This window comes from Streptomyces sp. NPDC056224 (genome assembly GCF_042267665.1).
Taxonomy (GTDB): Bacteria; Actinomycetota; Actinomycetes; order Streptomycetales; family Streptomycetaceae; genus Streptomyces.
This window is the reverse complement of record NZ_JBHJTK010000015.1, coordinates 120041-132959: the sequence shown is the minus strand read 5'-3', so window position 1 is coordinate 132959 and position 12919 is coordinate 120041. Positions and strand designations below refer to the sequence as shown.

At 73.1% G+C, this 12919-nt stretch carries 11 protein-coding genes; all 11 read left to right on the top strand.

Translation table 11 applies throughout. The features are described from left to right. Window positions 1-113 precede the first annotated feature (113 nt). The 11 genes from ACFCZ1_RS19785 (at window position 114) to ACFCZ1_RS19735 (ending at window position 12862) form a co-directional block, all read left to right on the top strand. Window positions 114-2081: a tetratricopeptide repeat protein gene (locus ACFCZ1_RS19785; RefSeq protein WP_376679557.1), complete on the top strand. Its 1968-nt coding sequence runs from the start codon at window positions 114-116 to the stop codon at window positions 2079-2081. A 152-nt stretch (window positions 2082-2233) separates the two neighbouring features. Beyond that, entirely contained in the window at window positions 2234-3349 is a 1116-nt protein-coding gene (gene ald / locus ACFCZ1_RS19780; protein WP_376679556.1) for an alanine dehydrogenase, read from the top strand. 326 nt (window positions 3350-3675) lie between these two features. Further along, a complete protein-coding gene (locus ACFCZ1_RS19775; protein WP_376679555.1) occupies window positions 3676-4836 on the top strand; it encodes a ParA family protein in 1161 nt (386 codons plus the stop codon). Next, window positions 4821-5330, top strand: a complete 510-nt coding sequence (locus ACFCZ1_RS19770) for a hypothetical protein (protein WP_376679554.1) — start codon at window positions 4821-4823, stop codon at window positions 5328-5330. The genes ACFCZ1_RS19775 and ACFCZ1_RS19770 overlap by 16 nt, the downstream gene beginning before the upstream one ends. A gap of 658 nt (window positions 5331-5988) precedes the next feature. Then, window positions 5989-7230, top strand: a complete 1242-nt coding sequence (locus ACFCZ1_RS19765) for a segregation/condensation protein A (protein WP_376679586.1) — start codon at window positions 5989-5991, stop codon at window positions 7228-7230. Between the two features lie 59 nt (window positions 7231-7289). Next, a complete protein-coding gene (gene scpB / locus ACFCZ1_RS19760; RefSeq protein WP_376679585.1) occupies window positions 7290-7862 on the top strand; it encodes an SMC-Scp complex subunit ScpB in 573 nt (190 codons plus the stop codon). Further along, complete coding sequence (locus ACFCZ1_RS19755; protein ID WP_376679553.1) at window positions 7862-9262, top strand: pseudouridine synthase; 1401 nt, start codon at window positions 7862-7864, stop codon at window positions 9260-9262. The genes scpB and ACFCZ1_RS19755 overlap by 1 nt, the downstream gene beginning before the upstream one ends. Window positions 9263-9418: 156 nt before the next feature. Further along, window positions 9419-10015, top strand: a complete 597-nt coding sequence (gene pnuC / locus ACFCZ1_RS19750; RefSeq protein ID WP_376679552.1) for a nicotinamide riboside transporter PnuC — start codon at window positions 9419-9421, stop codon at window positions 10013-10015. Beyond that, window positions 10012-11091: an AAA family ATPase gene (locus ACFCZ1_RS19745; protein ID WP_376679551.1), complete on the top strand. Its 1080-nt coding sequence runs from the start codon at window positions 10012-10014 to the stop codon at window positions 11089-11091. The genes pnuC and ACFCZ1_RS19745 overlap by 4 nt, the downstream gene beginning before the upstream one ends. Beyond that, a complete protein-coding gene (locus ACFCZ1_RS19740) occupies window positions 11088-11855 on the top strand; it encodes an NUDIX domain-containing protein (RefSeq protein ID WP_376679550.1) in 768 nt (255 codons plus the stop codon). Before ACFCZ1_RS19745 ends, ACFCZ1_RS19740 begins: the two co-directional genes overlap by 4 nt. Beyond that, entirely contained in the window at window positions 11852-12862 is a 1011-nt protein-coding gene (locus tag ACFCZ1_RS19735; protein ID WP_376679549.1) for an ADP-ribosylglycohydrolase family protein, read from the top strand. Before ACFCZ1_RS19740 ends, ACFCZ1_RS19735 begins: the two co-directional genes overlap by 4 nt. The last annotated feature ends 57 nt before the right edge of the window (window positions 12863-12919 follow it).

The window sequence follows — 12919 nt, the reverse complement described above, 5'->3', positions numbered from 1 at the left end:
GTGGTGTGACCATCGGCTGATCCGATTGGGGGATTTGTCCGCCGCGCTCCACCCGGGCCGTCGCTCTGCGTGAACTACGCTCGCAATCCGAAGGCAGGGAGAGGAGCGGATCCGTGGCGGATTTCGTCGGGCGGCGGCGTGAGCTCAAGGAGCTGCGCGAGGACATCGCACGGACCGGGCTCGACACCCTCTCGGGCCGCAAGGCCAAGGCACCCCGCGCCCGCGTGCTGCTGGTCGCCGGCCGGCCGGGATCCGGGCGGACCGCTCTCGCCGAGGAGTTCGTGCGCGAGGTCGCCGGGCAGTACCCCGACGGGGTGCTCCGGACCCGCCTCACCGAACCCGGCGGGGAGACCGTCGAAACCGAGCGGGCCGTGAGGGGCCTTCTGGAGGGGCTGGGACAGTCCACCCCGCCCGGGGCCGGCGAGGACGAGCTCAGCTCCGCCCTGCGCACCGCGCTCGACGGGCGCCGGGTGGTCATCCTCGTCGACGACGCCGCCGACCCGCACCAGGTCGACGCCCTGCTGCCGGACACCCCCGAGTGCCTCGTCGTGGTCACCGCGGAGGGGCCGCTCACCGGGATTCCGGATGTCCGTCCGTGCACCCTCGGCGGACTGGACACCCCCTCCGCCGTGGAGATGCTCGCGCAGCGCATCGGCGACACCCGCGTCACCGCCGACCCCCGCGCCGCCGAGACCCTCGCCGAGGAGTGCGGCGGCCAGCCCGCCGCACTGGCCCTCGTCGGCGGCTGGCTCGCCGCCCGGCCCAAGGCCTCCGTCTCCGACGTGGCCAAGCAGCTGCACGACATGCCCGCCGGCGGCGGCCCGCTCGGCCGGGGCTTCCGCCTCGTCTACGAGTCCCTGCCGCAGCCCGCCCAGCGGACCCTGCGGCTGCTGCCGCTGGCCCCCGCCGGCCTCGTCGACTCGCACACCGCCTCCGCCCTCGCCGGCTGCTCCGTCGCCGCGGCCCAGTCCACGCTCGACGACTTCGCCGGGCTGGGCCTGCTGCGCCACGCCCCCGACGGCCTGTTCCTGCTGCCCGGCTGCCTCGTGCCCCAGCTCCAGGCCCTGCTGGAGACCAAGGAGCGCCCCGCCGAGGTCCAGCTCGCGCGGGCCCGGATGCTGGAGCGCACCGTACGGCTGCTGCACTCCTGCCGGGCCATGGCCGAGGCCGAGGACGACGGCCTGGACGTACGGGAGAAGCTGGAGGGGCTGCCGCGCGCCCTGCGCTTCCCCGACCGGCGGGCCGCCGCCGCCTGGCTCGACACCCGGCTGCCCGCGCTCTCGGCGGCGGCCACCCTGGCCGTGGCCGACGGCGAGCTGGACACCCTGGCCCGCAGGCTGGTGGCCGCCCTCGTGCGGGCCCTCGCGGAGCACCGCGGCACCGCCGAGGCCGCCCCCGAGCTGTACGGGCTGCACCGGCTGGTCCTGGGGGTGGCCGAGCGGCGGGGGCTGCACCGGGAGCGGGCCGCCGCACTGCTGAACCTGGCGGACCTGGACGCCGCGACCGGGCGGACCCAGGAGGCCCTCGACCGCTACCGGGCCGCGCTGCAGGCCGGACGGGCCGCGAACGACCCGTACGCGACGGGCCGCGCGATGGAATCCGTAGGCGGCGCCTACCAGGAGCTGGCGGACTGGCACCGGGCTTCCGACTGGTTCGGCCGGGCGCTGGCCCATGCCCTCGCGCGGGGGGAGCGTTCGGACGAGGCCCGGCTGTATGGGCGGCTCGGAAACGTACACACGTACGCCGGCCGGTACGGGGACGCGCTGCGCAGCTGGCGGGCCGCCGCCGCGGGCTACCGCCGCCTGGCCGATGTCCCGGGTCAGGCAAAGGCCTTGAGCGAGATGGCACGGGTCCAGGAGTACGCCGGCCGCCCCGAGGAGTCGCTGCACACCTGCCGGGAGGCGGTGGAGCTGGCGCGGCGCGCGGGGGACCAGCGGCTGCAGGCCGCGCTGCAGGTCCGGCTGGCCGACACGCTCGACCGGCTGGGGGACCCCGCGGCCGCCCGGCTGCACCGCTCCGCAGCCGACAGATTGCTGGGAGACGATCCCGCAGCCTGCGAAATCCGTAGTGATTCCGACTGAGATTATTTGTTTGCAAGGCTAGACAGCGCGTCGTCCTTCATTAGACTGGCTTCACCGCGGCATCCCGTGGTGCATCCCGTTGCGCGTACTTGTGGGCGGGTATGTATGGAAGTACCCCGTAATATCCCCTGAGCCAAGGACCGTGATCGACGATGAAGGTCGGCATCCCCCGCGAGGTCAAGAACAACGAGTTCCGGGTCGCCATCACGCCCGCCGGCGTGCATGAGCTGGTCCGTAACGGCCACCAGGTCTTCATCGAGCAGAACGCCGGTGTCGGCTCCTCGATCACGGACGCCGAGTACGTCGCCGCCGGAGCCGAGATCCTCGGCACCGCCGACGAGGTCTGGGCGACCGCGGACCTGCTGCTGAAGGTCAAGGAGCCCATCGCGGAGGAGTACCACCGTCTCCGCAAGGACCAGACCCTCTTCACCTACCTGCACCTCGCGGCCTCCCGTGAGTGCACGGACGCCCTGCTGGAGTCCGGCACCACCGCCATCGCGTACGAGACGGTCGAGCTCGCCAACCGCGCGCTGCCGCTGCTCGCCCCGATGTCCGAGGTCGCGGGCCGCCTGGCCCCGCAGGTCGGCGCCTACCACCTGATGCGCTCGGCCGGCGGCCGCGGCGTGCTCCCCGGCGGCGTCCCCGGCACCCACGCCGGCGAGTGCGTGGTCATCGGCGGCGGCGTCTCCGGCTGGAACGCCGCGCAGATCGCCATCGGCATGGGCTTCCACGTGACCCTGCTGGACCGCGACATCAACAAGCTCCGCGAGGCCGACAAGATCTTCGGCACGAAGATCAAGACGATCGTCTCCAACGCCTACGAGCTGGAGAAGGCCGTCGTCGAGGCCGACCTCGTCATCGGCGCGGTGCTGATCCCGGGTGCGAAGGCGCCGAAGCTGGTCACCAACGAGCTCGTCGCCAAGATGAAGCCCGGAAGTGTCCTTGTCGACATTGCGATCGACCAGGGCGGCTGCTTCGAGGACTCCCGTCCGACCACCCACGCCGAGCCGACCTTCAAGGTCCACAACTCGGTCTTCTACTGCGTCGCCAACATGCCGGGCGCGGTGCCGAACACCTCCACCTACGCGCTGACGAACGCCACGCTGCCCTACATCGTGCAGCTCGCGAACCTCGGCTGGGTCGAGGCGCTGCGTCGTGACCCCGCGCTCGCGCTGGGCCTCAACACCCATGACGGCCAGGTCGTTTACGGTCCGGTCGCCGAGGCCCACGGCCTGCAGACCCTTGAGCTGAGCACGCTGCTCGGCTGAAACGTCAACGACTGACGTCAATCTCACGTATCCGGCCGGACCTTGCCCGCAAGGTCCGGCCGGACGCGTTTGCGGAGGTCGCCGCGGAGCCGCTCAACTCGCCTCGAACGTAACCCTTTAACCCTTTCGCACACCCGCGAAATTTCGCGACGACAGCTCGCGCGCCCTTGACAGAGTGGTGTTCGGTTGCCGACACATCGTGCCGGGTCCGGTGGATTGTGTTGCCGCTGGGCGGTGACACGCCATAGAGTCGCCAACCGTCGGCATGGTGCCACGCTGACCTATCGATAAGTGTCCTGGTCACGTCCGAGGAGGTAAGACGACTTGTGAATGAGTCGACAATTGCTCCTGGGGGTGGTCGAGCAGGGACGCCGGAGCGGGGCCAAAGCCCCGCCGGGCTCGAGGCTGTCGGCTCCGTCGCAGTCCGCACCTTCGCAAACCACCAGCACATGACGACGCCCCAAAAGAGCATGGACGGCCTAGACGTGAACTCCAGGGCCGGCGACCTGAGCGGCGAAAAGCCCGTAGGTTTCGCCGACTACGACAACGTGCCCGAAGGGCACTTCTACGACCCGGACGCGGAGTACGAACCGGACCCCGAGTACGCGGCCACCCTCGCCCCCGACGCTGCCCGCCAGCGCCGGGAGAGGATCGGCCCGACCGGACGCCCGCTCCCGTACTTCCCCATCCCGGGTCCGCTGACCGACCACGGTCCGGCGAAGATCATCGCGATGTGCAACCAGAAGGGCGGCGTGGGCAAGACCACGTCGACCATCAACCTGGGTGCCGCCCTCGCCGAGTACGGGCGGCGCGTGCTGCTCGTCGACTTCGACCCGCAGGGCGCGCTGTCCGTGGGCCTCGGCGTGAACCCGATGGAACTCGACCTGACGGTCTACAACCTGCTCATGGAGCGGGGCATGTCGGCCGACGAAGTGCTGCTCAAGACGGCGGTCCCCAACATGGACCTGCTGCCGAGCAACATCGACCTGTCCGCTGCCGAAGTGCAGTTGGTCAGCGAGGTCGCCCGCGAGTCCACCCTGCAGCGGGCCCTGAAGCCCCTGTTGCCCGACTACGACTACATCGTGATCGACTGTCAGCCCTCGCTCGGTCTGCTGACCGTGAACGCCCTGACGGCGGCTCACAAGGTCATCGTCCCGCTGGAGTGCGAGTTCTTCGCGCTGCGCGGCGTGGCGCTGCTGACCGAGACCATCGAGAAGGTGCAGGAGCGGCTCAACCCCGAGCTGGAGCTCGACGGCATCCTCGCCACGATGTACGACTCCCGGACGGTGCACAGCCGTGAGGTGCTGGCGCGCGTCGTCGAGGCCTTCGACGACCACGTCTACCACACGGTCATCGGCCGGACGGTGCGCTTCCCGGAGACCACGGTCGCCGGTGAGCCGATCACGACGTACGCGTCCAACTCCGTCGGCGCCGCCGCCTATCGCCAGCTGGCCAGGGAGGTGCTCGCCCGGTGTCACGCCGAGTGAGTCTGCCGGGAGCCGACGAACTGTTCCGTACGACCGGCGGGATGGCCCTGCAGTCCTCCTCGCCGAGGCGGGGCGCCGACGAGGCGCCTGCCGCCGAGCACTCGGCCTCCACGGCCGAGGGCCCGGCGGGGGAGGGCCGCAGCCGGGAGGCCGAGTCCGGCCCGGAGCCCGCGGTGGGCGCACCCCGGCGGCCGCAGGAAGGTTCTGTCAGCTCCGCCCACGGGGCGGCCCAGCCGGACCGGCGGGGCAAGGGACAGGGTCGGGGCGCCAACCGGCGGCCCAGCGGGCGCGAGCGGCACGACGAGAAGATCACGGTCTACGTCTCCGCCGAGGAGCTCATGGACCTGGAGCACGCGCGGCTGGTGCTGCGCGGGGAGCACGGCCTGGCCGTCGACCGCGGCCGCATCGTCCGCGAGGCGGTGGCGGTCGTCCTCGCCGATCTCGAATCCCGCGGGGACGCGAGCATTCTCGTACGACGCCTGCGCGGGCGCTGACCGGCCGCATCGGCCCCGTCCTCCCTGTCGTGCCGGGCCCGATCCGGCTCGGCCCGGCGGGCTCGTCCGGCCGGAGCGGGAGGACGCCCCCCGGACCGGCCCGCGGTCCCCGGTGGGTGAGCGACATCCCCGGCGGGCGCACGACGCCGGCCGCGACGCTGTCGGAACACCCGGATACGCCTGGTAGGGGGCGCCCCTGCGTCCTGCGGTGCCGCGCATCTGACGCCGTGCGCTGATCCGCCGGGGACCGCGGGACAGCCCTTAGGCTGCTCGTGGCCAGCGGGTGACCCCGCGGGCCCCTGCGCCTGCCACCCCGTTCCGCACCACCTGGACCGCCATGCCCTTCCCCGCCGTACCCGGCCGACCGACCAGGCGACTCCTGGGCCGCGGGCCCGGTGCGCCGCAGGACGGCCCTGAGTCGCCCGCTGCGCGGCGGGGACGGCCCGACGGCGGGGCGGAGCCCCCAGAGCCCCCCGGGCCCGCTGGCGGGGCCCCTGAGGCCCGCGAAGGGTCCCGCCCTCCGGCGGAGCCCCCGACCGCGTCCGAGCCCCCGGCCCCGGCGGAGTCCGTGACTGCGGCTGATCTGCTGGCCCCGACCGGGCTCCCGGCCGCGGCGGAGCCCGTTGCCGAGGCCCAGGCTCCGGCGGAGCCCTTGGCCCTGGTTGATCACCTGACCCCGGCCGAGTTTCCGGCCCCGGCCCCGGCCGAGGCCCCGGCCCCGTCGGAGTCCGTGACCGCGGCTGAGCTTCCGGCTCCGGGTGCCCCGGTCCCGGCCGAGCTCTCGGCTCTGGCTGAATCCCTGACCCAGGCCGAGCTCCCGGCCCGTGCCCAGGGCCCGGCTGTGTCTCTGACCGTGGCCGAGCCTCCGGCCCCGGCCCCGGCGGAGTCCGTGGCCGCGGCTGAGCTTCCGGCCCCGGCGAAGCGCAGGGCCTCAGCCGGGGCCCACACCACAGCCGAGGCCCCGGCCGACCTCCCGGCAACGGCCGAGGTCGCGGCGCCGGCCGGGCTGTGCGACGGGCCGGGCGTCGCCGACGGCGGGACGCCGGTCGGTTCCCGGGCCCGGACGGGGCCCGGGGACCCGCACGCGGCGGGCCCCGCCGGAGGCGACGGGCGGTTCACGTTGCGGCTCGCCAACTTCGAGGGGCCCTTCGACCTGCTGCTCCAGCTGATCTCACGGCACAAGCTCGACGTCACCGAGGTCGCGCTGTCGAAGGTCACCGACGAGTTCATGGCCCACATCCGGGCCATGGGCCCCGACTGGGACCTCGACCAGACCACCGAGTTCCTCGTCGTCGCCGCCACCCTGCTGGACCTGAAGGCCGCCCGGCTGCTGCCGGCCGCCGAGGTCGAGGACGAGGCCGACCTCGCCCTGCTGGAGGCCCGCGACCTGCTCTTCGCGCGCCTCCTGCAGTACCGGGCGTACAAGCAGATCGCCGAGATCTTCGAGCGGCGGGCCGAGGGTGAGGGCAGGCGGTACCCGCGGACCGTGGGGCTGGAGCCGCACCACGCGGACCTGCTGCCCGAGGTCGTCATCAGCATCGGCCCGGAGGGGTTCGCCCGCCTCGCCGTCAAGGCCATGCAGCCCAAGGCCAGGCCCCAGGTCTACGTGGAACACATCCACGCGCCGCTCGTCAGCGTGCGCGAGCAGGCCGGGCTCGTCGTACGGATGCTGAAGACCCGCGGCGAGGCCACCTTCCAGGAGCTCACCGAGGACGCCGAGGACACCCTCACCGTCGTCGCGCGTTTCCTGGCGCTCCTGGAGCTCTACCGCGAGAAGGCGGTGGCCCTGGACCAGGAGGAGGCCCTGCAGACCCTGACCGTGCGCTGGAGCGGCGGGGACGGCGACGGCATGCCGGCCGTGACCGACGAGTTCGACCGGATCGTGGAGGCGAAGGATTGAGCAGCGACGTGAGCGCGGTGGCCGCGCTGGAGCTGAAGCCGGCCCTGGAGGCCGTCCTCATGGTCGTGGACGAGCCCGCGACCGAGGCGCACCTCGCCAAGGTGCTGGAGCGCACCCCGCGCGAGGTGGCGGACGCCCTGCGCGAACTCGCCGACGAGTACACCCTCCAGGGCCGTGGTTTCGAGCTGCGCCCGGTCGCCGGCGGCTGGCGGTTCTACACCCGGGCGGAGTACGCCCCGGCCGTCGAGGGCTTCGTACTGGACGGCCAGCAGGCCCGTCTCACCCAGGCGGCACTGGAGACCCTGGCGGTCGTCGCGTACCGCCAGCCGGTGAGCCGGTCGCGGGTCTCGGCGGTCCGCGGAGTCAACTGCGACGGGGTCATGCGGACCCTCCTCCAGCGGGGTCTGGTGGAGGAGGCGGGGACGGAACCCGAAACAGGTGCGATCCTGTACAGGACGACGAACCACTTTTTGGAGCGGATGGGCCTCAGAGGCCTGGACGAGCTCCCGGAGCTCGCGCCCTTCCTCCCCGAGGCGGACGCGATCGAAGCCGAGACGCAAGAAGGTGTGCCGTCGTTCGATCCGGACTCACCGGATACCGATGAAGACGACGACAAGACGACGGACATTTGATGCGAAGCAACGGTAACGGCGGCGGCAACAGGAACAGCGGCGGCGGGGGTGGTGGCGCGCGCGGCAACTCCCGCGGCGGCAGCTCCTCCGGCGGCGGCGGTGGTTACCGCGGCGGCTCCTCCTCCGGTGGGGGCGGCTCCCGCGGCGGCTCCTCCGGCAGCGGCGGCTCCCGTGGCGGCTCCTCCGGCGGTGGTTACCGCGGCGGCTCTTCCTCCGGCGGCGGCTACCAGGGTGGCGGCTCCTCCGGTGGGGGCGGCTCCCGTGGCGGCTCCTCCGGCGGCGGCGGTGGCTACCGCGGCGGCTCTTCCTCCGGCGGTGGCTACCAGGGTGGCGGCTCCGACTCGCGCGACCGCGACCAGGCGCCCCAGCGCATCCGCAACCCGCGCCCCGAGGAGCGTCGCTACGACGTGGGCCCCGAGGGCGAGCGCAGCCGCCGCAGCGGCCCCAAGGCCGGCGGCGGCGGTGCCCGCGGCGCGGCCGCGCGCGGTGGCGCCAAGGGCGGCCCCAAGACCTCCAAGACCCCCGGCATCGGCGGGGCCGGCGGCCCGCGCAGCGGTCCCGGCAGCCGCAGCGGCCAGTCCCGCCCGCGTGAGCTGGACGCGCGGATCGAGGAGCGCGTGCGCGACCGGTACGCGGACAAGCCCGTGATCAAGACGCCGAAGACCTTCCCGGGTGCCGAGGAGGAGGGGGAGCGCCTGCAGAAGGTGCTCGCCCGCGCCGGCATGGGCTCGCGCCGCGCCTGCGAGGAGCTCATCGAGCAGGCCCGCGTCGAGGTCAACGGCGAGATCGTGCTGGAGCAGGGCAAGCGCGTCCTGCCGAAGGACGAGATCAAGGTGGACGGCCTGACCGTCGCCACCCAGTCGTACCTCTTCTTCGCGCTGAACAAGCCCGCCGGTGTCGTCTCCACCATGGAGGACCCGGACGGACGGCAGTGCCTGGGCGACTACGTCACCAACCGTGAGACGCGTCTCTTCCACGTCGGCCGGCTCGACACCGAGACCGAGGGCATCATCCTGCTCACCAACCACGGCGAGCTGGCCCACCGCCTCACGCACCCGAAGTACGGCGTGAAGAAGACCTACGTCGCCGCGATCACCGGCCCGCTGCCGCGCGAGATCGGCAAGCGCCTCAAGGACGGCATCGAGCTGGAGGACGGGTACGCCCGCGCCGACCACTTCCGCGTCGTCGACCAGGTCGGCAAGAACTACCTGGTCGAGGTCACCCTCCACGAGGGCCGCAAGCACATCGTCCGCCGCATGATGGCGGAGGCCGGCTTCCCGGTCGAGAAGCTGGTGCGGACCTCCTTCGGTCCGATCGAGCTGGGCGACCAGAAGTCCGGATGGCTGCGCCGCCTGACCAACACCGAGGTCGGCATGCTGATGCGCGAGGTCGGCCTCTAGGACGCAGGCCGGTCGCCGCACAGGCGGCCGGTCCGACCACGAAAACCCGCGGTGCCCCCAGGGCGCCGCGGGTTTTTGCTTGCCGGACACCCCGATCCCTGTTTATAGTCAATGTGACTATTAAACGGAGTGAGGGGGTCGGCAATGAGCTGGACCATGAGCTGGACCGAAGTGCTCGGCTTCGCCACCGGCGCCCTGTGCGTCTGGCTGGTCGCCCGGCAGCACGTCGCCAACTGGCCGATCGGCATCGCCAACAACGTCTTCTTCATCGTGCTCTTCGCCCAGGCCGGCCTCTACGCCGACGCCGGGCTCCAGATCGTCTTCATCGCCCTCGCCGCCTACGGCTGGTGGTCCTGGACCCACGGGGGTGGACCAGGATCCGCCGAGGCCCTGCCGGTGCGCCGCACCACGCGCACCGAATGGGCCGTGCTCGCCGCGGCGGGGGCGGTGGGGGTGCTCGCGCTCACCCTGCTGCTGAGCCGGGCCACCGACTCCACCGTCCCGTTCTGGGACGCTCTGACCACCGGGCTCTCGCTCCTCGCCACCTACGGACAGTGCCGCAAGCTCGTCGAGTCCTGGTGGCTGTGGATCGCGGCCGACCTCGTCTACATCCCGCTCTACGCCCACAAGGGGCTCTACCTGACCTCCGCGCTCTACGTGGGCTTCCTCGCCCTGTGCGTGGTCGGACTCCTCGGCTGGCGGCGCACGCTGCCCGCGCCGGGTACCCGCACCGCGGCGGAGGCGACGGCATGAGGCGCCACGGGCACGGCCTGGTCCTCGGCAAGTTCTACCCGCCGCACGCCGGCCACCACCACCTGGTGCGCACCGCCCAGGACCAGTGCGAGCGGCTGACCGTGCTGGTGTGCGCGGCCTCCGTCGAGTCCGTCCCGCTCGCCGACCGGGTCGCGTGGATGCGCGAGGCGCACCCGGCGGCCGAGGTCGTCGGCGCGGTGGACGACATCCCGGTCGACCTGCACGACCCGGCGATCTGGGAGGCGCACATGGCGGTGTTCCGCGGCGCGGTACCTGGGCCGGTGGACGCCGTGTTCACCTCCGAGGAGTACGGCAGCGAACTCGCCCGGCGCTTCGGCGCCGAGGAGGTCCTGGTGGACCCGGAACGGACGCTGTTCCCGGTGTCGGGGACGGCGGTGCGGGGCGACCCGGTCGGCTCCTGGGAGTTCCTCGGGCCGGCCGTGCGGGCCGCCCTGACCCGGCGGGTCGTCGTCCTCGGGGCGGAGTCCACCGGCACCACCACGCTCTCGCGGGCCCTGGCGGACCACTACCGGCGGCGCGGCGGCGTCTGGGCCGGGACGGGCTGGGTCGCCGAGTACGGCCGCCGGTACAGCGAGGAGAAACTGGCGGCGGCCCGCGCGGCCGACCCGGCGGCCTCCTGGGCGGACATCTCCTTCACCTCGGAGGAGTTCCCGCTCATCGCCCGCCACCAGGACGCGGACGAGGAGCAGGCCGCCCGGCTCGGCTCCCCGGTGCTGTTCTGCGACACCGACTCCTTCGCGACCGGGATCTGGCACGAGCGGTACATGGACGGCCGCAACGCCGAGGTCGAGCGGATCGCCGACCGGACCCGGCGGGACCTGTACCTGCTGACCGACCACGCCGACGTGCCCTTCGAGGACGACGGACTGCGGGACGGGCCGCACCTGCGGCCCTGGATGACGGAGCGGTTCCGGGAGGAACTGGAGCGCACCGGGAGGCGTTACCTCGTCGTGCGCGGGGACCGGGCGGCCCGGCTGGAAGCGGCCGTCCGGGCCGTGGACGGACTGCTGGCCGAGGGCTGGCACTTCACCGACCCCCTCCCGGAGAACCGATGACCGCCGGCTATGACCCTCCCCCAGCCTCCGGCCGGGGGGACCCCCATCTCGCTCCGCTCGCCTTCGAGCCGTTCGCGGTGACCGTCGACCTGGCCGTCTTCACGGTCCGCGACGGGGCCCTGCACGTCCTGCTGATCCGGCGCGGCCAGGAGCCGTACGCCGGGGCCTGGGCGCTGCCCGGCGGCTTCGTCCTGCCGAGGGAGTCCGCCGAGACCGCCGCCCGGCGCGAACTGGCCGAGGAGACCGGCCTGTCGGCGGCCGTGGTGACCGGCCTGCACCTGGAGCAGTTGCGCACGTACAGCGAGCCGGACCGGGACCCCCGGATGCGGGTGGTCTCGGTGGCCTTCACCGCGCTCGTACCCGACCTGCCGGAGCCGGCGGCGGAGGGCGGCGGGGACGCGGCCCACGCCCGCTGGGTCGCGCTCGGGGAGGTCTCGGAGCTGGCCTTCGACCACGCGGTGATCCTGGCGGACGCGCGGGAGCGGATCGGCTCCAAGCTGGAGTACACCTGCCTGGCCACCGGCTTCTGCCCGCCCGAATTCACCCTCGGCGAGCTCCAGTCCGTCTACGAGACCGTCTGGAACACCACCCTCGACCGGCCCAACTTCCGCCGCAAGGTCCTCGCGACACCGGGATTCGTCGAGGCCGTGCCGGGCGCGGCCCGGCTGACCGGCGGCCGCGGCAAACCGGCCGCCCTCTACCGGCCCGGTCCGGCGACCACCCTCCACCCACCCCTGCTGCGACCGGAAGGATCCACCCGATGACCAAGCGAGCCGCGACGGGCGCCCTGATCGGCCTGGCCCTGGGCGACGCCCTCGGCTTCCCGACCGAGTTCAACGAAGTACCCACGATCCTGGCCAAGACCGGCCCCTGGCGCGACATGCGCCTCCCGCGCCCGGCGATCGTCTCGGACGACACCCAGATGACCCTCGCGCTGGCCCGCGGCATGCGCACGGCCGCCGAGCGGGGCCCGGTGGGCCCGCTGCGCCTGACCCGGCCGGTCCGCGAGGAGTTCGTGGACTGGTACCACTCCCCGGAGAACAACCGGGCCCCGGGCCGCACCTGCATGACGGCCTGCCGGCTGCTGAACACCCCCGACCGGGACTGGCGCGACGCCAGCCAGATCGGCTCCAAGGGCTGCGGTGCGAACATGCGGGTGGCCCCGATAGGCCTCGTCCCCGGCTGGACGGAGGAAGAGCGCGCCGGCGCCGCCCAGCTCCAGTCGGCCCTCACCCACGGCCACCCCACGGCGCTCGCGGCCTCCGACCTGACGGCGCGGGCGGTGTACCTGCTGGCGGCCGGCACCGAGGTGACGGGCCTGGTCGGGCGGCTGCGTTCGTACGCGCTGGAGAACCGCACCCGCTACCACGAGCGCTGGCTGGGTGACCTGTGGATGCGGACCGCCTCCGACGCCTCGCCGGAATCCTTCATCGCGCGCGGCTGGGACGAGTGCCTGGAGGTCCTGGACCGGCTGGCGGCCGCCCTGCGCAGCCCGTCCCCGGAGACGGACCCCTGCCTGACCACGGGTGACGGCTGGATCGCGGAGGAGGCCCTCGCCACGGCCCTGCAGTGCTTCCTGCTCTTCCCGGAGGAACCCCTCCTGGCCCTTCGCCGCGCGGCCTGCACGAGGGGCGACTCCGACTCCATCGCCTGCCTCGCGGGCGCCTTCGCCGGGGCCCACCTCGGGGCGGGAGCCTGGCCCCGCGACTGGGAGGGCCGCATCGAGTACCGCGACGAACTCCTGGCCTTCGGCGCCCTCTGGGACGCGTGACCCACGCTGGACGCGTTGAGTCCCGACCCGACCCGGCCCCCGTCGTGACGGAGCGGC

Bases quoted from the DNA above. Each gene is read 5' to 3' on its own strand.
- ald (WP_376679556.1), top strand. From the start codon at position 2,234: ATGAAGGTCGGCATCCCCCGCGAGGTCAAGAACAACGAGTTCCGGGTC.
- scpB (WP_376679585.1), top strand. From the start codon at position 7,290: ATGGTCGTGGACGAGCCCGCGACCGAGGCGCACCTCGCCAAGGTGCTG.
- ACFCZ1_RS19755 (WP_376679553.1), top strand. From the start codon at position 7,862: ATGCGAAGCAACGGTAACGGCGGCGGCAACAGGAACAGCGGCGGCGGG.
- pnuC (WP_376679552.1), top strand. From the start codon at position 9,419: ATGAGCTGGACCGAAGTGCTCGGCTTCGCCACCGGCGCCCTGTGCGTC.
- ACFCZ1_RS19745 (WP_376679551.1), top strand. From the start codon at position 10,012: ATGAGGCGCCACGGGCACGGCCTGGTCCTCGGCAAGTTCTACCCGCCG.
- ACFCZ1_RS19740 (WP_376679550.1), top strand. From the start codon at position 11,088: ATGACCGCCGGCTATGACCCTCCCCCAGCCTCCGGCCGGGGGGACCCC.
- ACFCZ1_RS19735 (WP_376679549.1), top strand. From the start codon at position 11,852: ATGACCAAGCGAGCCGCGACGGGCGCCCTGATCGGCCTGGCCCTGGGC.